This window comes from Faecalicoccus pleomorphus DSM 20574 (assembly GCF_000420345.1).
GTDB classification, from domain to species: Bacteria; Bacillota_I; Bacilli_A; order Erysipelotrichales; family Erysipelotrichaceae; genus Faecalicoccus; species Faecalicoccus pleomorphus.
Window position 1 is genome coordinate 25,951 of record NZ_ATUT01000005.1, and the last position, 19,975, is coordinate 45,925.

The window sequence follows — 19,975 nt, forward strand, 5'->3', positions numbered from 1 at the left end:
ATAAATTAAATAACCTTTACACAAAAAAAAACGAATAAGGTTTATACTTCATTCGTTTTCACATTTTCTTATTTATTCTATTTCTTATTTCGAATATCAATGATAATCATCACAATAGACCGAAACACAGACAACAATACACAATGACTTCTTTGTTTCTGCAGCAGTTTATGTACTACATGGGTTTGAGAAATTTCTTTTTACAAATTTTTTTCTCCTTCTGTAGTTTATCTGAATCTGGTGACTCACCCCAATTGGTCAACCAATGTTTGCGCCATATTTGAAGTCGAGACTATTCTTGATGGTTTCGAAGCCAAGTAGTTATCAATACAGCTGTCCTTGTCTTTTTAAATCATACCTTATTTACGCCATTACTATCCTTAAGGTTTTCATACCTTGCTCCATGCATTTTTTGGTTTGATTGACAAAAGGTCCTCCGTCTGAATCGCTACATCATGATCACTAGACTGAAAACTTCTATCCGTTTACTACTGATTCTGTCATATTCAGTTTTCACCTTTTATTCAAAGCTGGAAATCAATTTAAAAGTAAAGGCATCTCCATCTTCAATCACCACTTCATCCATAGCCGGACACATACCTGCCTCTTTACAAACGGTATTGTTTTCGGATTCAAAAACAAGCCATGGGCCTTGATCCATATCTTGTTTCAAACCACAGATTTCATTCAATAAGGAACCATATTCACCTTGTTCGATATTCACATCCAGTTCTTCTGTTTCTTCTAAAAACTCTGTCAATGTTTTGGCATCTGTATAAAATGTTTTCTGTAAAACTTCTTTATCTTTTGTCGCATCAAAAACCTGAATTTCTATTTCTTTTTCACCTTCATGTGCCTTTGGGGCCAAGTATTGTGATCCAATCACCACACAAACAATCACAACAACAGCCGCCAGGGCCCATCCTAATTTTTTCTTCATTTTCAAAACTCCTCTTTTCTACTTAATTCTTTCCTGTTGTATTCTTTCCAGCACATGTATAACCGGCTCCCATAAAAAGAGTGTTACGATAAACGTTAGACATCCTTGAATGAGCGACGTTTTTAACCCCATCACCAGATAAAGCATCGTGATCGTCTTACTGAATAATAAAAAGGGAAGATCCACCAGCTGGCCTGTCAAGAAGGAAAAAAAGCCGGCCAATAGAGCATTGGCCCACAGACGTTTTTTCAGAAAATCTCTGCTTTTGGAAAAAATCCAGCCATATAGTGGAAAAATCAGTAAATATGCGACATTCCAAAGAGTCAATCCGTTTAATAAAATTTGAATACATGCAAATAAGATACAGGAAATGACCACTTCTTTTCTTGTGAAGGCATGCGCAAAACATAGAATCGTAAAAGTGATCATTTCCAAATATAAAATATTGGAAAAGGCTTGAAACACCGCATATAGTATGGCTCCCATCAATGCGATGTGTGCCATTTGTCTAACGTTCACGAACCCGTTTCCTTTGCTTGTGTGCATAGACTTCTTTTGGTCGCTTAGCAGGAATTAAACATTTCGGACCGGAACCGATCAAATCTTCTCGATGGGCCTTCTTTAAAGCACGATAGACAATATCATAATTCTTCGGATATCGATACTGCATCAAAGCTCTTTGTTCCAGCTTTTCTTCATATGTCTTCGCCACATAGACCGGTTTCATGGTTCTTGGATCTAAACCAGTATAATACATACAAGTGGCCAGTGTCCCCGGGGTCGGATAGAAATCTTGCACTTGTTTTGGCGTATGATGAATTTTCTTTAAATAACAAGCCAGTTCAATCGCATCATTGAGATCACAACCTGGATGCGAGCTCATTAAATAAGGCACAAGATATTGATTTTTGCCAAATTCTTTATTCTTTTCATAATACTTATCTACAAATTTCAGATACAACTCTTTTCTTGGTTTTCCCATTTTATCTAAAACTTTAGCACTGACATGTTCCGGTGCTACTTTTAACTGGCCGCTGATATGGTATTGCACTAAACGATCAAAAAAAGTCTCATCTTTATCGTACATCAAATAATCGTAGCGAATCCCCGATCGAATAAAGACTTTTTTAACCTTGGGCAACTGTCTTACCGCATCTAACATTTCGACATAATGAGAATGATCCACCTTTAAATTCGGACACGGTTTTGGCCATAAGCACTGTTTTGTCTTACAGGCTCCATATTCCTTTTGTTTATCACAAGCCGGGCGGGAGAAATTGGCACTGGGGCCACCGATATCATGAATATACCCTTTAAAATTAGGCATATCGATGATCTTTTTGGCTTCCTCTACCACACTTTCGGTACTTCTTGTGGAAATCACCCGTCCCTGATGCGAGGTAATGGCACAAAAAGCACAAGATCCAAAGCAGCCTCGGTTACTGGTGATGGAAAACTGCACCTCTTCAATAGCCGGAACATAGGTATATTTGGAATGGAAAGTTCTTTCATACGGCAAAGAATAAGTAAAATCCATCTGTTCCTGTGTCAAAGGAAGCGGTGGTTGATTACATACGACATACCAGCCATCATAAGGCTCAATCAACATTTTAGACTGAATCGCATCCTGGTTCTGATATTGAATCAAAAAGCTTTTCGCATAAGCCTTTTTATCGTTTTTAACCGTATTAAAATCCGGTAAAAGAATATAATCATCCACGATCGTATCAATGGATTTTGTCTTCCAGACCGTTCCACGTATATAACACAGATCCTGTACCTGTAATCCACTGTTTAAGGCGTCCGCTACTTCGATGATCGTATTTTCACCCATGCCAAACATTAAAAGATCAGCCTGTGAATCCATTAAGATCGAACGTCTGACTTTATCATCCCAATAATCATAATGGGCCAAACGGCGAAGACTGGCTTCAATCCCCCCAATCAAAACGGGAACATGAGGAAACAGTCGTTTTAAGATTTGCGTATAAACAATCGTAGCTCGATCCGGTCTTTTGCCCATGATACCCTGATCGGTATAAGAATCCTTATCTCTTCTTCTTTTATTGACTGAATAATGATTGACCATAGAATCAATATTTCCGGCAGAAACTAAAAATCCCAGCCGCGGTGTTCCAAATTGTAAGAATTCTTCATCGTTATGCCAATCCGGCTGAGCCAAGATGGCACAGCTGTACCCAAAGACCTGCAAAGTTCTTGTGATGATGGCACAGCCAAAAGAAGGATGATCGACATAGGCATCGCCGCAGACATAGACAAAATCCACCTGTTCAAATCCTTGTTCTAACATCTCCTGTCGTGTTGTTGGTAAAAAAGACATAACATCCTCCTACTGTTTGAGTATTTGCTCGGCATAACGAACCGTTGCCATCGCATCTTTGGCGTAATGATCGGCATGAATCTGATCGGCATATTCCTGATTTAAGACTGCACCCCCGACCACCACAAAGGTATCCGGTTTTTCTTTATGAAGCAGTTCAATGGTTTCCTCCATACTTTTGACGGTTGTGGTCATCAAGGCACTTAATCCAACCAGCTTTACTTCTTCTGAAATAGCCGTTTGAACAATCACTTCCGGGGCTACATCTTTGCCCAGATCCAATACCTCATACCCATAGTTTTCCAATAAAACCTTCACAATATTTTTCCCAATATCATGAATATCTCCCTGTACGGTGGCAAGGATAATTTTGCCTTTGGATAAAGACTGATTTTGTGCCATTTTTTCTTTTAAGACTTCGAAGCTGGCCTTGGCTGATTCTGCACTCATCAAAAGCTGCGGTAAAAATACCGTGCCTTGTTCAAAGCCTTTTCCCACAAGGTCCAAAGCCGGAATCAATTCTTCATCAATGATCTCTAAAGGCGCTTTTGTTTCTAAAAGCGAAGTCGTAATTTCCTTTACACGATCCTGCATACCTTTCTGGATCGCAAACGATAAAGAAACTTCCGGATTTTCACTTTTCTTTTCTTCCACCTGCTTACTGTAGTTGGAAATATAATGCATGCATTGTGCATCTTGATTCATCAAGGCCATTGATGCATCAAATGCTTTTTTCATCATTTCATTATTCGGGTTGATCATGGCACACGATAGTCCGCTTTGTAAGGCCATGCTTAAAAAATAAGAATTGATGATCTCTCGTTGCGGTAATCCAAACGAAATGTTGGAAACACCCAGTATCGTAGAAACATTCAGTTCTTCTTTAACCTTTTGTAGTGTATCCAGCGTAACCAAAGCACCATCCGGCTGCGAAGAAATTGTCATCGCAAGGCCATCGATCACGATATCCTTTTTTTGAATACCGTATTCCTGTGCCTTTTGCACGATCTTTTGGGCAATGGCCAGACGCTTTTTAGATGTAGAAGGAATGCCACTTTCATCTAAACATAGCCCAACGACCACCGCTCCATATTTTTGAATCAAAGGAAATACAGATTCCATAGAATCCAGTTTCCCATTCACCGAGTTAACCATCGGTTTTCCATTATAAAGACGTAAGGCGTTTTCTAAAGCTTCTAAATTTCCGGTATCAATCTGTAATGGCAGGGCACAGACATTTTGAAGGCGCACAACCGTTTCTTTCATCATCTCGGCTTCATCAACATCCGGTAATCCCACATTCACATCTAAGATCTGGGCACCGGCTTCTTCCTGCTCCAACGCCTGCGAAAGAATATAATCAAACTCTTTGTTTCGTAAAGCTTGTTGAAAGCGTTTCTTTCCCGTAGGATTGATTCTTTCCCCAATCACAACCGCTTTTTTTCCGATCTGCACCGCCGATGCATAAGAAGTTACCCACGTTTGTTCTTTCATCGTATTCGGTTGGCAGGGAATATCCTTTACAGCTTCTATCATTTTTTGTATGTATTCCGGAGTAGTTCCACAACAACCCCCTAATCCCTGTACACCGATCTGTGCAATCTTGACCATCGCCTGGGCAAAATCATCGGCTTTTAAATCATAGACAGTCTTTCCATTCAACTGGACAGGGAGTCCGGCATTGGGATTGACGATGATGGGCAGAGAAGAAACTTCCCGAATCCTTTTGACAACCGGAAGCATCTGTTCGGGACCTAAGCCACAGTTGATTCCCAAGGCATCAACACGTAATCCCTCCAACATTGCTACAGCGGATTCTACACTGCCACCGGTCAATAATCGCTGGTTTTCATCAAAGATCATCGTTACGATCACCGGAAGACTGCTGTTTTCTTTCGCGGCCAAAACCGCCGCTTTGGCCTCATACGTATCCGACATCGTTTCAATCAAGATAAGATCTGCGCCGGCCTTTACACCGGCTTTGACCATTTGGGAAAAATACGATACAGCCTTTTCAAAAGGAAGATCCCCCATAGGCTCCAATAACTTCCCGGTCGGGCCGATATCCAGAGCAACATAGGCATCCATGCACCCTGCTTGTTTTTTAGCTTCTTTTGCCAGTTGAATCCCGGCTGTAATGATTTCTTCCACATTATCAAACTTGAGACCATTGGCCCCAAACGTATTGGCGTTGATCACATGACAACCGGCTTCCAGGTAAGCCTTGTGTATCGCAATCAATTCTTCGGGATGGGTAAGATTCCAGGTTTCGGGATATTCGCCGCCCGGTAATCCTCTTTCCTGCAACATGGTTCCTAAACCACCATCAAAATAGATCCACTCTTTTCCTAAACGATCTGTGATCATACCTTCACCCCTTTCGATACATACAATCTGTCTTTTCACATTGTTGACAAGAACCAGCCAAATCTTGATTAGCTTCTCTGGTCAGTCCGATCATGGCCGTAACGGATTTATACGGCACCATCAAATCACCCTGCGTCAAGGTCACACCGATCGTCTTTGGCATATCCAAGATTCGAATAAAATCTCTTTGGTGTGCCAAGGCACAATCCCCATAGCCACATGAATACCGGGGACGGCAGCAATAGCCTCTTTGTCGGGCATCTATTTTGATCTGCTCATTGATTTGATCCGTATAAGCTTCAATCATGGCACAGCCTAAAGCCTGTAAGATCACACTTTGCGCTTTATTTTGTATATTCGCTCTGGCGATCAATCGATCCGGCACAATACCTAATGTCGTTGCCAGACATACGATTTTTTCACAACCTTTTAAATTTTTGGATAAATCCTTTGAATGAATATGGACCGATGAAAAATAAAGATCTTCACCGCATTGTTTCAAATCAAATTCTTTCATCACAAATTTAGGTGTACACTGCTGCATCTGTTCCATACAGCTTTGAATCTGTTCTAATATCGATGCATCCGGAGTCTGGTTGCGATAGCCCAAATAGCGGTACACTTCTTTTTCGTTGACCTGTATCATTTGATCATTTCCGACAGATTAGCCTGAATGCGTGCTGCCACATCCGGCTTATTCATCGAGTACACATGGATATGTCGAATTCCATTGGCAATCAGATCAATGATCTGTTCACTGGCATAAACGATACCCGCCTGTTCCATGGCTTTAGGATCATCTCCAAAATGATCGACAATTGCCTTAAAGCGCTCCGGCACCTGTGTACCCGACATCTGCACACTTCGAGCCAACTGCTTTTTATTTGTAATCGGCATAATTCCCGCTAATACCGGTACTTGAATACCGGCTTCACGAATCCGATAAAGAAAATTATAGAAGATATTATTGTCAAAAAACATCTGCGTGGTCAAAAAATCACAACCGGCATCAACCTTTTCCTTTAAATGAAGAATATCTTCTTTTTTATGCTCACATTCAATATGGCCTTCCGGATAACAGGCTCCGCCAATACAAAAATCACCCTGTGCTTTGATGTCTTGAATCAACTGACTGGCATATTGATAATCGTGTGCGATCAAACCATCTTTAGGAATGTCCCCACGTAAAGCCATGATGTTTTCTATACCGGCATCCTTGCACTTTTGAATCATATCCAACACATGTTCTCTGGTACTGGAGACACAAGTTAAATGTGCAATGACCTGCGTTCCATATTTCTGATATAAATCTCTTGCGAGATCAACCGTATATTGACTGGTACCTCCACCGGCTCCATAGGTGATCGACATAAAATCCGGATGTAAAGACGCAATCTTTTTTGCGGCCGCTTCTACCTTGGAATAATCATCGATCTTTTTTGGCGGAAACACCTCAAAGGATAATGTCACTTTATCTTGTTTTAATATTTCCGAAATTTTCATCGAATACCACCCCTTTTTTAAATATGTGATATTAAGATTATACTAAAAATCACTTCGTTTTAACATATGAAAAAGAAGTCCCGCAGGACTTCCGATATCATACGCCATGAAAGGCATTTTCTAAATCAAATAAGATATCTTCAATATTTTCAATTCCGATCGATAAACGAATCGTATTATCATAGATTTCTCTTTCCTCTAATTCTTCTTTTGTACATTGTGAATGCGTTGTAGTAGCCGGATGAATCACCAGACTTTTGACATCGGCTACATTGGCCAATAAAGAGAATAACTGTAAATGGTCAATAAACGCAAACGCCTCTTTTTGTCCTCCTTTGATATTAAAAGTAAAGATGCTGCCGCCACCTCGCTTAAAGTAGCGAACATAGGCCTCATGATCCGGATGCTCTTTTAATAAAGGATGATTGACACGTTCTACCTTTGGATGTTTTTGTAAGTATTCTACAACCTTTTTTGTGTTCTCAAAATGACGTTCCAATCGCAATGATAGTGTTTCCGTTCCCTGTAATAGTAAGAAGGCATTAAACGGAGAAATGGCAGCACCGGTATCACGAAGCAAGATGGCACGTATATAGGTTACAAATGCAGCCGGTCCGGCCGCCTCAGTAAAACGGACACCATGATAGCTTGGATTGGGTTGGGATATGTTCGGGAATTTCTGACTTTTTGCCCAGTCAAAACTTCCTCCATCAACGATCACGCCACCCAGGCTCGTTCCATGACCTCCAATAAATTTAGTGGCCGAATGCACAACAATATCTGCTCCATGCTCTAATGGTCGAAACCAGAAAGCCGCTCCAAAGGTATTATCCACAACGACCGGAATGTTTCGTTCATGCGCCAATTTGGCAATGGCTTCAAAATCCGGAATATCACTGTGCGGATTGCCGAAAGTTTCCAGATAGATGGCTTTCGTGTTTTCCTGAATTGCTTCTTTGACTTCCTGTAAATCATGAATGTTGACCAATGTCGCATCGATACCAAAACGCTTATACGTATGCTCTAATAAGTTGGAAGTACCGCCATAAATCGTTTTCTGCGCCACAATATGTTCTCCCTGTGCCGCCAATGCCTGAATCACATACGATACAGCCGCCGCCCCAGAAGCAACAGCCAGTCCGGCAACACCACCTTCTAAAGCCGCAATACGCTCTTCAAATACACCTTGTGTCGAATTGGTCAATCGACCATAGATATTCCCCGCATCGCGTAACCCAAAACGATCAGCTGCATGTTGTGAGTTGTCAAACACATACGAAGTTGTCTGATAGATCGGTACGGCTCTGGATCCTGTAGCTGGATCTGGTTGTTCCTGCCCTACGTGCAGCTGCAATGTTTCAAACTGTAATTTTCTTTCTGTACTCATGTCTATTTACCTTCTCTTTCTTTTTGGATGGTTTTTGTGAGTGTATAAAAAAAGACCCATCCCTTAGGACGAGTCTATTGATTCGTGTTACCACCTAATTTTATCATCACCTTACGATAATGACCTCACCAAGCACCATCATGCTCTGTTGCGATAACGGGCAATCCCGTGATGACCTCATCGATCATCCGACTCCAAGACCATGTTCATCCTGCCTTCTGCACTTCTTTTCACCAACCAGAAGCTCTCTACGCCATCCAACAAAACTACTCTTCTCTTCTTTGTCTTTTCTTATGGATGAATACATATTATATAACTAGGCATTAAATGTCAAGCGTTATTTTCATTTTCTTTCATGTTTTTTGAAAATTATTATCAAATTCTTTTTTAATACCACCTATTCTTAAATTCCTACCATCTATCTTTGTTTTATTGTATCTATGGACTTGCCTTATTATAATGACTTCAGAAAGGAAAAGTTCATGAAAGTACAAATTCAAATTGAAAAAGACTGTACGGAAACACAAGTGATCATCATCACAAAAGCTTTGAGTGCATCCATTCAAGAACTGGCATCTCGTATAGAAAAAGAGCCATTATCCGTATTAACAGGTATGCAGGATGAAAAACATGTTCTCATCAAGCCGGAAGAAATCTTTCGTATTTATGCCGACCATGGAAAAGTTTGAATTCAAACCAAAAAAGGTCTTTTTCAGATACGAAAAACGCTTTACCAGATAGAAGCGTTGTTAGATGAAAAACAATTTGTTCGTATTTCGCATTCAGAAATCATTTCTTTATCAAAAATTATGAATTTTGATCTAAGCTTCAACGGTACTATCTGCGTAAACTGTATCGATGGTTCAAAAAGCTATGTATCTCGTCGATATGTATCAAAAATCAAAAAAAATATTAGGAGTGTGAAGATCGTATGAAAAAAGAAATAGTAAAACGTAGTTTGTTGGGAATACCTTTAGGAATCACAATATCCTATTTGTTGTCGATCATAATCTCTTATTTAGCAAAAAGTGAAGATTATATCCCCTGTGCTCCGGCTTTTCTGGCATTATTTGAATCTTCACTGCAAGCGGTTTGTGTACAAACTCTATTTTCGGCATTGATTGGTGCTATTTTCAGTGCAGCCAGCCTAATATGGGAAATCGAATCTTGGAGCCTTTTGAAACAAAGCTTTATACACTTTTTATGTGTGAGTATCACTATGTTTCCCATCGCATGGTTCATGCACTGGATGTCTCATACCGTGTTCGGTGTTTTAACATATAGTGTTTTATTCTTTATCCTTTATCTTTGTATATGGCTTATTTTATATCAAATCCAAAAAAAAGAAATTCAGCGTATGAACCAACATCTTAAAAAAAGGAATGAAAAAAGGGCTGAGCAAACTTCTAATCTTTGATCAGAGTTTGTAACAGTCCCTTTTATCTTATCGCATGACAACATCAACCAGTTGTTTAACCAAAGTGGCATCCACTTGATCATAATCCGATTCATGAGGTGCATCCATATAGGCATAAGTCACATATTGTGATACTGTTGTTGGATCTTGTGCATAAATTTTACAGGAAGAATGAATCTGGTGCACTTGTGCCTTTTCTAACATTTCTTTCGCATTTTGTGCATTCATTCCGCTACCTGGTAAAATTTGAATCTTGTCTCCATATGTTTTTTGGATATGCGCAATACATTCGATACCTTCCATCGCTTTTGCCCTTTGTCCGCTGGTCAAAATACGATCCACACCACAGCGAATCAAGCATTGCATCGCTTCATCAATATCAATCGTTACATCAATAGCACGATGAAAAACCGCTTCTTTTTGATACGACTTGATCAGCTTGACCATATCTTGTGTCTTTTCTTCATCGATCGTTTTATCTTCTTTTAAGAAACCAAATACGATTCCATCAGCACCTTGCTCCAATAACATTTTGGCTTCTTCCATCATGATGGCTGTATCCGTTTTGTCATAACAGAAACCACCGGCACGAGGACGTACCATACACATGATTTTTAGATCCGTCTCTTTTTTCAAGCGTTTTAGTGCAACTACACTCGGTGTTAATCCACCTACACTTAAAGCGCTGTTAAGTTCGATGCGTTTGGCTCCGCCTTTATAGGCGGCAATTCCATCTTGATAACTTCCACAACAAATTTCTACCTGATTCATCTTATTCACCATCGGCTACCCGTAAAATACTTAAGGCATAGATTTTTGCGTTTTTGATCAAATCACTTCGATCCATCCATTCATTCGGGTTATGACCGATTCCTTTCTGTCCGGGAAAGCTAGGTCCAAAAGGTACGATATTAAGCATGATCTTGGCATACGTACCTCCGGTTGTCGTTACCGGTGTTCCGTCCATCCCGGTTACTTTTTCATACGTTTCTTTCAAAGTTTGGCATAAAAAACAGTCTTTTTCAAAGCGTACCGGATCATAATTGCTGGTACAAATCAACTCCAGATGATCCGATAACTTTGACTGAATTTGTTTTAAAATTTCTTCATTAGTGATTACAGCCGGATAGCTTAAGGAAAATTCAAACACCAGTTTTCCTTCTTCATCGACCAGTTTCTTGTTTCTTAACTGCATGATACCAAACTCTTCATCTTGAATCGCAAGCCCCAGCTTATTGGCATGATCATCACTGGATAACAGGTATTCATTGACAAAGGCATTGAATTCCTTTTGATGATTCATATCGGCTTTGATCTGATAGACACCTCGTCCACGCTCGGCATAGACAACCGGATACTTACAGTCAGGTGTCCACCCCATGATCGGCGGCTTTTTTACTTTTAAATAGTGTTCTAAATCATGAAATCCAGTTTCTTCATTGGTTCCAAATAAGACCCATACTGGATGTTTTAGCTGAATCTGCAATTCCTTAATGGCATATAACGCATAGAGATTGGCTAAGATCGGCCCTTTATTATCCAAAATACCACGAGAATAGATTCTTCCGTTTTCATCTTCATAGGCTGAGAATGGTGGCTTCTTCCATCCATCGCCCACCGGTACAACATCTAAATGCCCCATGATACCAATGTAATCATCACCGGATCCATATTTGGCAATACCGACCATATGATCGACATTTTCTGTTTCAAAACCTAATTCATGAGCCAGCTTTAAGGTTTCCTCCAAGGCATCATTGACACCTTTTCCAAAAGGCATATCTTCGCATGGTGTGCCTTCCACACTATCGATACGAACGATTCGTTTGATACCTTCGATCATCTGATCACTGATTTCATCAATTTTTTCTAATAGTTTTTCTTCCATGATAAGCCTACTTACGAACTAAGGGAGCGATTCGTGTCTTCATATAATTATCCATCCATTCCTGGCTGGCTTCTTCAAAATATTGTTTTCCGTTTTCATCAAACTTTACTAAGTAAACAGTTGGTTTTAAATCTCTTGTGGCCACAGCAAAAGAGAACCCTTCAATATTGGTAGCACAGCCCCATTCCCCTTTATTATTCATGGCGATCAAAGACATATCTCCGGCTTTTCCTCGTCTTTCTTTCAACTCTTGATCAAAAGACTGTACCGCAATCTCACATGCTTCCTGCGGTGTCTTTCCTTCCTTCATCAACCGCACGATTTCATACGATACACAGCCTTTCATCACATCTTCGCCTAAACCGGTCGCACTGGCTCCACCGACCTTGGAATCGACATAGAAACCGGAACCGGATACCGGGGAGTCCCCTACACGTCCGGCATGCTTCATAAATAAACCGCTGGTGCTGGTTGCACTGGTCATATGCGCATCGGCATCCACACAAACCATACCTACCGTATCGTGTCCGGAATAAGGTTTCAATTCACTGTCGGCACTTGTTTCTTTAACGCGGTTATGATAATGAATCTTGGCTCTTTCCGTTAACATATTTTTGCGCTCAAACCCATGACGATGGGCATATTTTTCCGCACCGGCTCCGACCAGAAAGTTATTGACCGGCTCTTTGGATAGAGCTCTTGCGATACTGACCGGATTGGCAAAATCCTTGATAGCACCCACACATCCAACATCTAATGTATCGCCATCCATAAAGGCTGCATCCAGTTCAACTTCCATCTCTTCATTAGGAAGCCCACCATAGCCTACACTTTTATAGAATTCAAAATCTTCCACATCTCGAATAGCAGTTTCAATAGCATCCTTGGCATTGCTTCCTTCTTTTAACATCGCATCAGCTTTTGTGATCCCTTCCAAAGCCATGCGCCATGTTGCGATAATTCCGTACATATGTGTTCCTCCTTTTAACGATTGACTGAACGGGCCATTCTTAAATATGTATGTCGCTTTCCACGAATGACCTTACTATAGGCCATAATGCTTTCAGGGACCATGCCCCCAAGCCCGGCATCTCCAATATGATGAATATCCGTTCCCGTCATTTTACACATCAATGCAATTTGTTCAATAGTTCTTTCTTCTGCACTTTCCTGAGAAGTTCCGATAGCGGTCATTGTCATTTTACCGTGTTCATGGACAAAGGTAACCATACCATGCACATATTCCTGTGTAATACCCGGTACAGTACCCGGAGCCGGAATTAAAATGATATCGGCACCGGCCTGGATAAAACGTTCTACCCATTCTTTTGTCAAGATGTTTTCCCCGGCTTCTGTCTTAGATCCGGCAGCATGCATTTTACCGGCTACGATGATCATATCTTCCATATCCTGATGGATCTCCCGAATCGATCTCTCGATCGCATCATTATCTACACCAGACCCCGGATTCCCTGTTAATACGATATAATCGATCCCCAGATCTTTAGCTTTTCTGGCATTATCCAACGTGGCAATACGCCCTTGGGACAAAGGGATAAAGTCTGAAATCATCTGTGAGTTTCCTAATGGCTCCAAATTGATTCCCACAAGTCGTCCAATATATTTTTTTAATACATGCACTACCTCTTGTGTGGGTGCATCAATACCGGTAATCACCGTTTTTTCACAATCAAAGGCATTCAGCAAGATCAAATCAGCGCCAAAAGCGCAGGCCACTTCGGCATCACTGATCGGCTCCAACAACTGTCGATCCGTATGAAAAAAGATATTTCCTGTACGATCACTCGTCCTTCACTGGCTTGTAAGGTCTGCAGGATCTGTTCTTTATTCATTTGTCTAAGATCGGACGTATCACAATCCAATAATCGTTTCATGACTCCTCCTAAAAAAGAATGAAAGGGTTTCCCCTTTCATTCTTCAATCAAATTCAATTTTCGTAACGCCCAGCTGATTCCTTCTTCTTTGGCAGACGGAGCTTTTAGATCGGCTAACTCTTGTAAATGCGGGGCATGCTTTCCAATTAAAACACTGCAGTTTGCTTCCTTTAACATCTCCATGTCATTATCACTATCACCAAAGGCAATGCTTGTAGAACATGGAAGTGATAATTCTTTCAATAACATGCGCATACCACTGGCTTTCGAGTGCCCTTTTAAAACAGCCTCCGCTTTAAGATTTGGGAAGTTGATGAAGTCAAAATCTTCCTTTAATAGATTTTCAAATTCATCTTTTTGTTTTTGATCTGTATAATAGAGACTCATCTTAGAAAACGCAAAAGAAGGATCCTCTGTAGACAACATATTTACATTCATTCGTTTAAAAAAGGAAATCACCTGGTTCAGCTGATCTGAATACGTCTGATCGACAAACAGGCCACCATGACCTTCTAAAAACGCATCGAGCCGACATGTGCGTAAAGCCTTGAGCACACGCTCTTTTTGAATCGATGTAGCTTGTACTTCATATAATATCTGTCCTCGATATCGAATATAAGTACCACATCCACAAATAACACCATCTAGCGGTAAATCTTTGGCCTGTCCTTCTAAAGAAGAAAAACAACGTCCAGTATTAATAAAGATCAAATTCCCTTCTTTTCGCAAAGTTCTTAAATTCTGTATTGTTTCTTTTGAAACTTCATTGGTTTCTGGTACACGTAAAGTACCATCAAAATCAAAAAATAATGTATGCATAAAGATTCCTTTCCAGACAACTTATATATTATAGGCTATTTTTCTAAAATCAAAAAATAAGATTTTTCCTAACCATAGGAAATATGCACGGATTCGACCCAGGTTAAAATTTAGGTGTATAATATTGAAAACGAAAGGATTCCATATGTCATCTTTAAAAGTATTATTTGCCTATACAAAAGGTATTCGACGATATTTTGTTTTTTCTATTTTATGTGTTGCGATTGAAACTTCATTTGAAGTTTTTATCCCACTGTTGATGTCAGAGATCATCGATGTGGGGATTGCACAAAAAGACCCTTCTGTTTTTATGGAACAGGGGCTTGAAATGATTGGCTGTGCCATCTTATCTTTAATTTTTGGTTTACTGTATGCTCGGTATGCCGCTAAGGCCATTACCTTATTTGGTCAAAGGCTTCGATCTGTACAATATCAGAAAATTCAAAGTTATTCTTTTGCCAATTTAGATCACTTTGAAACCAGTTCTTTGATCACACGTTTGACAAGCGACGTGACAGTGATTCAGAATTCACTGGTCAATGGGATTCGTCCTTTTGCCCGTGGCCCGATTATATTAATTTTAGGTCTTGTGATGTCTTTTCTGATCAATAAAGAACTTTCTGTGATTTTCTTGTTTACCACCCCGATCCTGGCTGTCATTCTCTTTTTTGTGGTCAGAAAGGTAGCCCCAATGTATTCTGTACTACAAAAAGTCATTGATTCCGTCAATCGTTTGATTCAGGAAAATCTAACGGCGATTCGAGCTATTAAAGCCTTTGTGCGCGACGAATATGAAGAAGAACAATTTGAGAAAGTGAACCAGGACCTTGCCAAAATTTCTCAAGATACTTTCCATATTGCCTCTTTAAATACCCCGGCTTTTCAAATGACCATGTACATGGCCATCGTTGGTTTAATGACCTTAGGTATTCATTTAATTGTACAAAATCAAATGCAGGTGGGAGAATTAACCGGTGTTTTAAGCTACGTGCTTCAGATCATGAATTCTTTGATGATGATCTCCAATGTCTTTTTATTGATTACTCGTTCTTTGGCTTCCTGTAACCGTATTGCTCAAGTTGTGGAAGAAAAAGTCACTTTGATCTCCGGTGCCCTTCCATTGACGCCAAAGGACAGTTCCATCGATTTTCATCACGTGTATTTTAAATATGCACAAAACGCCAAAGAATACGTGCTTAATGATATTGATTGGCATATTCCGGCTGGTTCCACAGTAGGGATCATGGGAGCAACCGGCAGTGCCAAATCCAGTTTGGTACAATTGATTGCCCGGTTATACGATGTCAGTGAAGGCTCCATCAAAATTGGTCAGGTCGATGTTCGCGATATGAATTTGGAAGATCTTAGAAACAGAGTGGGAATGGTCTTACAAAAGAATACCTTATTCTCAGGTACGATTAAAGAAAATATGCGTTGGGGCGATTCAAACGCAAGCGATGAAGAAATTCAAGAGGCTTGTAAAATCGCATGTGCTGATGAATTCATTCAAAAGATGCCGGATCAATACGATACATACATCGAACAAGGTGGAAATAACGTATCCGGTGGTCAGAAACAACGTTTATGTATTGCCAGAGCATTATTGAAGAAACCAAAGATCTTAATTTTAGATGATTCAACGAGTGCGGTTGATACTAATACCGATCACGCAATTCGAAATTCACTTTCAAAAATTCATGGATTGACACAGATCATCATTGCCCAGCGTGTCAGCTCTGTCAGTCATTGTGATCAAATTTTGATCTTGGAAGACGGAAAGATTGCTGCGAAAGGATCTCATGAAGAACTCCTGCAAACAAGTGATTTCTACCGCGGTTTATATGAATCACAACAGAAAGGAGCCAGTCTATGAAACCACAAAACATCACCCAAACCATTCGTAAACTGATGCATTATATGGGAAATCATGCGCTTTTATTTGTGTTAGTCGGCATTCTGGTTGCCCTTTCCGCATTAGGAAATCTTCTAGGTACATATATGATTCGTCCTGTGGTCAACGAAGTACTGAACACCGGGTTAGATAAAGCTTTCCTTCAAATCCTGCTCATGGCATTTATCTTTTTGATTGGTGTTTTATCCGCTTTAGGCTATACACAGATCATGGCAGTCGCCGCCCAAAAAGTGGTCAAAGATATTCGACAAGATTTATTTCATGTACTGCAAAAACTGCCATTGTCCTTCTTTGACACTCACTCACACGGTGAACTAATGTCACGCTTTACCAACGATGTAGATACGGTATCGGATGCGTTAAACAACTCTTTTGCGATGATGATTCAAAGCTTTATCCAGGTAGTTGGTACTTTGATTCTGCTCTTTGTATTAAGCTGGCGATTGTCTTTAATCGTCGTACTTTTTTACATCATCATGTTTATCTATATTCAATTTTCCAGTAAAAAAAGCAAATCTTATTTCTCTTTACAACAAAAAAACATCGGAGATATCAATGGTTTTACTGAAGAGATGATTTCCGGCCAAAAAGTCGTCAAAGTTTTTAATCATGAAAAAGCAAACCAAAAAGTTTTTGAAAAGTTAAATAAAAATCTGCAGCGCAGCAGTGCCAAAGCACAAGGCTATGCCCAAACAATCGTTCCGATGGTCGTATCCTTGTCCTATGTCAATTATGCGATTGTATCCGTACTAGGTGGGTACATGGTTTTAAAAGGACAAATGGATGTCGGTTCTTTGGCCAGCTATTTAATTTTCGTGCGGCAGGCGGCTATGCCAATCAACCAGTTTACGATGCAGATGAACTTATTGTTGACATCGCTTTCCGGTGCCGAACGCATCTTTGAATTGATGGATATGGATCCGGAAGTTGACCAGGGAAAAGTAACCCTTGTCAGCATTCGTAAAGAAAACGACCAAATCATCGAAACCAAGGAAAATACCGGACAATGGGCATGGCGACACCCCAGAGAACAAGGAATTGAATACGTTTTACTGCAGGGAGATGTTCGTTTTCACGATGTCAGCTTTGGTTACACGACAAAGAAAACGATTCTGCATGATATTTCCCTATATGCCAAACCTGGACAAAAAGTTGCGTTTGTCGGTGCAACCGGTGCAGGTAAAACAACCATCACCAATTTGATCAACCGCTTCTATGACATTCAAAATGGTTCGATTACTTATGATGGCATCGATATCAAGCTCATCAAGAAAGCCGATCTAAGACGCTCTTTAGGTATCGTACTGCAGGATACGCATTTGTTCACCGGTACAATCTTAGATAATATTCGTTTTGGGAATCTGGAAGCCACAGACGATGAATGCGTTCGCGCAGCCAAATTAGCCAATGCGGATTCCTTTATTCGCCGATTACCGCAAGGCTATCAAACTATGATTCATAACGATGGCAGCAATCTTTCCACCGGACAAAGACAGTTATTAGCCATTGCCCGTGCTGCCGTGGCCGATCCTCCGGTATTGATTTTAGATGAAGCTACTTCTTCCATCGATACACGAACAGAACAGTTGATTGAAAAAGGAATGGATCAACTAATGGAAGGACGAACTGTTTTTGTGATTGCCCATCGTTTATCCACAGTCCGTAATGCGGATGTCATTATTGTATTAGATCATGGTCAAATCATTGAACGAGGAAATCACGAACAGCTGATTGAGCAGCACGGTATGTATTATCAGCTTTATACCGGTATGTTTGAATTGTCGTAAGTAAATTATTGCCATTTATTTTATAATCTTATAGAAAAAGATTATATGTTTGATTATAATAATATACATGATAGATTATATATTAGGTGATATTTATGAATTTAGAAAGTAACAAACCATTATACTTACAAGTAGAAGCTGATATTCGTAATTCGATTCTTCAAAAGAAATTTCGTTCCGGTCAAAAGCTACCTACTGAAAATGAACTTAGCCAACAATACAATGTCAGTAAAATAACAATTCGCAAAGCTATGTCCAATCTGGCAAAAGAGGGAATGATTCAAAAAGTACAGGGTAAAGGAACTTTTATCAGTTATAAAAAGGACAAATTATTATTGAATAAAGCCAGAGGTTTCCAAGATTCTCTAAGCAATTTTGGACATTCTTCCAAACATAAAATACTAAATGTATCGATTATAAAGGCGGATTCTGATATTTCACAAAAATTAAATATAGCTCCAGATACTACCATATTTTTTCTTGAACGACTCATTTGGGAAGATGCGGCACCTATCGCTATAGACAGAATTTATCTTCCTGAAGAAAACTTCCCAAATTTTATGAAAAATATAGCTGAAGATAAATCTTTCTATCAGATTCTACAAGATAACTATGGTATAGTTTTAAATAAATCTATTCTGGAAATCAATGGTGTAATTGCGACAAAAGAATATGCCGAGCTTCTTCAGTGTAATATTGGTGATCCTTTATTCCACATTGAAAAAATCGGTTATGAAAAAAATGATTGTCCCATCCATTATTCTATCTCCATCGTTCGCTGTGATAGAGTCAGCTATGTTGTTTCAACGGATAATTCGACCGTCATGGATGAAAAGATCATAAGATAAAAACAAGGCCCCGCTTTTGCGAGGCCTGTTTACTTGGGGGCTATTTAAAGGATACCAATAGCACTAAATACTAGTCCAAATACAATAATTCCCAACAAGAGAACATTTGTATTTACTTTCTTTTGAATCAACCAATATATACCTAATGTAAATACTAGAGGTAATAATTTAGGGAAAATCTGATCGATCATATCTTGAAGGACAAGTTCTGTTCCACCGGTATTAAATTGCAAAGGTGTTGTAATCGCAACCATGCTGGCGACCATTCCACCAATGACTGCTAGACCGACAACGGAAGCAAAATGCATGACACGATCCATCAAGCCTTCCTGATATAGTTTTGCGAGATATTTATTCCCTGAACGATACCCTAAGAAAGTTCCATGATATGCTGCAAGTAAAGAAGGAATTGCGAATAAAACAACGGCGAGAATTGGCCCTAAAATACTTCCTTGTTGTGCAAAAGACAAACCAATACCGAAAGTAATGATACGCAGAGTTCCCTGGAAGAAACTGTCTCCAATACCTGCAAATGGTCCCATCAAACTGGTCTTGATCATGGAAATTGATTCAGGTTGGAATTCTCCTTCCTTGGATTTTGCGTTTTGTTCTTCCATAGAAGCTGCAAGTCCCATGATAAAAGAGGTCATTTGTGGTGTACAGTTAAAGAACTCCATATGTCGCTGATACGCTTCTTTTTTTCTTTTTTCATCATTTTTATATAATTTATCAATAATAGGAGCCATCCCAAACATGAATCCCATATGCATCTGTCGCTCATAGTTCCAAGAACACATAATCGTCAAAGAATTCAGAAACACACGGCGTAAATCTCGTTTTGTGATCACACTATTTTGTTTTTCTTCCATCA

General features: G+C 39.8%; 20 protein-coding genes and 1 other annotated feature. Of the genes, 6 read left to right on the forward strand and 14 right to left on the reverse strand.

Annotated elements, in window-relative coordinates; translation table 11 throughout:
- Positions 1-520: 520 nt before the first annotated feature.
- The 7 genes from G413_RS11720 to G413_RS0103705 all read right to left on the reverse strand — a co-directional run bounded on the left by G413_RS11720 (position 521) and on the right by G413_RS0103705 (position 8,538).
- Positions 521-940: a DUF4430 domain-containing protein gene (locus tag G413_RS11720; RefSeq protein ID WP_022789589.1), complete on the reverse strand. Its 420-nt coding sequence runs from the start codon at positions 938-940 to the stop codon at positions 521-523.
- A gap of 18 nt (positions 941-958) precedes the next feature.
- On the reverse strand, positions 959-1,459 hold the full coding sequence (locus tag G413_RS0103680; protein ID WP_022789590.1) for a hypothetical protein: 501 nt from the start codon (positions 1,457-1,459) through the stop codon (positions 959-961).
- Entirely contained in the window at positions 1,449-3,281 is a 1,833-nt protein-coding gene (locus G413_RS0103685; RefSeq protein WP_022789591.1) for a YgiQ family radical SAM protein, read from the reverse strand. Before G413_RS0103685 ends, G413_RS0103680 begins: the two co-directional genes overlap by 11 nt.
- A 9-nt stretch (positions 3,282-3,290) precedes the next feature.
- The gene (locus G413_RS0103690) at positions 3,291-5,648 is read right to left on the reverse strand and encodes a homocysteine S-methyltransferase family protein (RefSeq protein ID WP_022789592.1); all 2,358 of its coding nucleotides are present in this window, start codon (positions 5,646-5,648) and stop codon (positions 3,291-3,293) included.
- Between the two features lie 4 nt (positions 5,649-5,652).
- A complete protein-coding gene (locus tag G413_RS0103695) occupies positions 5,653-6,294 on the reverse strand; it encodes a vitamin B12 dependent-methionine synthase activation domain-containing protein (RefSeq protein ID WP_022789593.1) in 642 nt (213 codons plus the stop codon).
- A complete protein-coding gene (gene metF / locus G413_RS0103700) occupies positions 6,291-7,151 on the reverse strand; it encodes a methylenetetrahydrofolate reductase [NAD(P)H] (RefSeq protein WP_022789594.1) in 861 nt (286 codons plus the stop codon). Before metF ends, G413_RS0103695 begins: the two co-directional genes overlap by 4 nt.
- Positions 7,152-7,248: 97 nt before the next feature.
- Entirely contained in the window at positions 7,249-8,538 is a 1,290-nt protein-coding gene (locus tag G413_RS0103705) for an O-acetylhomoserine aminocarboxypropyltransferase/cysteine synthase family protein (protein WP_022789595.1), read from the reverse strand.
- 61 nt (positions 8,539-8,599) lie between these two features.
- Positions 8,600-8,829 (reverse strand) — a binding site (T-box leader).
- 191 nt (positions 8,830-9,020) lie between these two features.
- On the opposite strand from G413_RS0103705, the gene G413_RS11725 reads away from it, so the two are divergent.
- Genes G413_RS11725 through G413_RS0103715 form a run of 3 tightly spaced genes read left to right on the forward strand, consistent with a single transcriptional unit; the run spans position 9,021 to position 9,955 of the window.
- Entirely contained in the window at positions 9,021-9,227 is a 207-nt protein-coding gene (locus G413_RS11725) for a hypothetical protein (RefSeq protein ID WP_051130151.1), read from the forward strand.
- Positions 9,228-9,473, forward strand: coding sequence for a LytTR family DNA-binding domain-containing protein (locus G413_RS12565; RefSeq protein ID WP_081637608.1), 246 nt, complete (start codon positions 9,228-9,230; stop codon positions 9,471-9,473). It abuts the gene before it with no gap.
- The gene (locus G413_RS0103715; protein ID WP_022789596.1) at positions 9,470-9,955 is read left to right on the forward strand and encodes a DUF3021 domain-containing protein; all 486 of its coding nucleotides are present in this window, start codon (positions 9,470-9,472) and stop codon (positions 9,953-9,955) included. The genes G413_RS12565 and G413_RS0103715 overlap by 4 nt, the downstream gene beginning before the upstream one ends.
- A 27-nt stretch (positions 9,956-9,982) precedes the next feature.
- Here the strand turns inward: G413_RS0103715 and G413_RS0103720 are convergent, their stop codons facing one another.
- The 6 genes from G413_RS0103720 to G413_RS0103740 are packed head-to-tail and all read right to left on the reverse strand — an operon-like array spanning position 9,983 to position 14,557.
- The gene (locus G413_RS0103720) at positions 9,983-10,726 is read right to left on the reverse strand and encodes a copper homeostasis protein CutC (protein ID WP_022789597.1); all 744 of its coding nucleotides are present in this window, start codon (positions 10,724-10,726) and stop codon (positions 9,983-9,985) included.
- Between the two features lies 1 nt (position 10,727).
- Positions 10,728-11,843, reverse strand: coding sequence for a Sapep family Mn(2+)-dependent dipeptidase (locus G413_RS0103725; RefSeq protein WP_022789598.1), 1,116 nt, complete (start codon positions 11,841-11,843; stop codon positions 10,728-10,730).
- Between the two features lie 7 nt (positions 11,844-11,850).
- Positions 11,851-12,813 carry a glycosylasparaginase gene (locus tag G413_RS0103730; protein ID WP_022789599.1) on the reverse strand — a complete coding sequence of 321 codons (963 nt, stop codon included), beginning with the start codon at positions 12,811-12,813 and terminating at the stop codon, positions 11,851-11,853.
- A gap of 14 nt (positions 12,814-12,827) precedes the next feature.
- Positions 12,828-13,607: a DUF7916 family protein gene (locus tag G413_RS10890; RefSeq protein WP_244910592.1), complete on the reverse strand. Its 780-nt coding sequence runs from the start codon at positions 13,605-13,607 to the stop codon at positions 12,828-12,830.
- Positions 13,553-13,738, reverse strand: a complete 186-nt coding sequence (locus G413_RS12390; protein WP_244910591.1) for a DUF7916 family protein — start codon at positions 13,736-13,738, stop codon at positions 13,553-13,555. The genes G413_RS10890 and G413_RS12390 overlap by 55 nt, the downstream gene beginning before the upstream one ends.
- A 36-nt stretch (positions 13,739-13,774) precedes the next feature.
- The gene (locus tag G413_RS0103740; protein WP_022789600.1) at positions 13,775-14,557 is read right to left on the reverse strand and encodes an HAD-IIB family hydrolase; all 783 of its coding nucleotides are present in this window, start codon (positions 14,555-14,557) and stop codon (positions 13,775-13,777) included.
- Between the two features lie 145 nt (positions 14,558-14,702).
- Here G413_RS0103740 and G413_RS0103745 point away from each other — a divergent pair, with 145 nt between their 5' ends.
- The 3 genes from G413_RS0103745 (at position 14,703) to G413_RS0103755 (ending at position 19,104) form a co-directional block, all read left to right on the forward strand.
- Positions 14,703-16,430, forward strand: a complete 1,728-nt coding sequence (locus tag G413_RS0103745; RefSeq protein ID WP_022789601.1) for an ABC transporter ATP-binding protein — start codon at positions 14,703-14,705, stop codon at positions 16,428-16,430.
- A complete protein-coding gene (locus G413_RS0103750) occupies positions 16,427-18,256 on the forward strand; it encodes an ABC transporter ATP-binding protein (protein ID WP_022789602.1) in 1,830 nt (609 codons plus the stop codon). Before G413_RS0103745 ends, G413_RS0103750 begins: the two co-directional genes overlap by 4 nt.
- A gap of 95 nt (positions 18,257-18,351) precedes the next feature.
- Positions 18,352-19,104: a GntR family transcriptional regulator gene (locus tag G413_RS0103755; protein ID WP_022789603.1), complete on the forward strand. Its 753-nt coding sequence runs from the start codon at positions 18,352-18,354 to the stop codon at positions 19,102-19,104.
- Between the two features lie 44 nt (positions 19,105-19,148).
- Here the strand turns inward: G413_RS0103755 and G413_RS0103760 are convergent, their stop codons facing one another.
- On the reverse strand, positions 19,149-19,973 hold the full coding sequence (locus tag G413_RS0103760) for a PTS system mannose/fructose/sorbose family transporter subunit IID (RefSeq protein ID WP_022789604.1): 825 nt from the start codon (positions 19,971-19,973) through the stop codon (positions 19,149-19,151).
- Between the last annotated feature and the right edge of the window lie 2 nt (positions 19,974-19,975).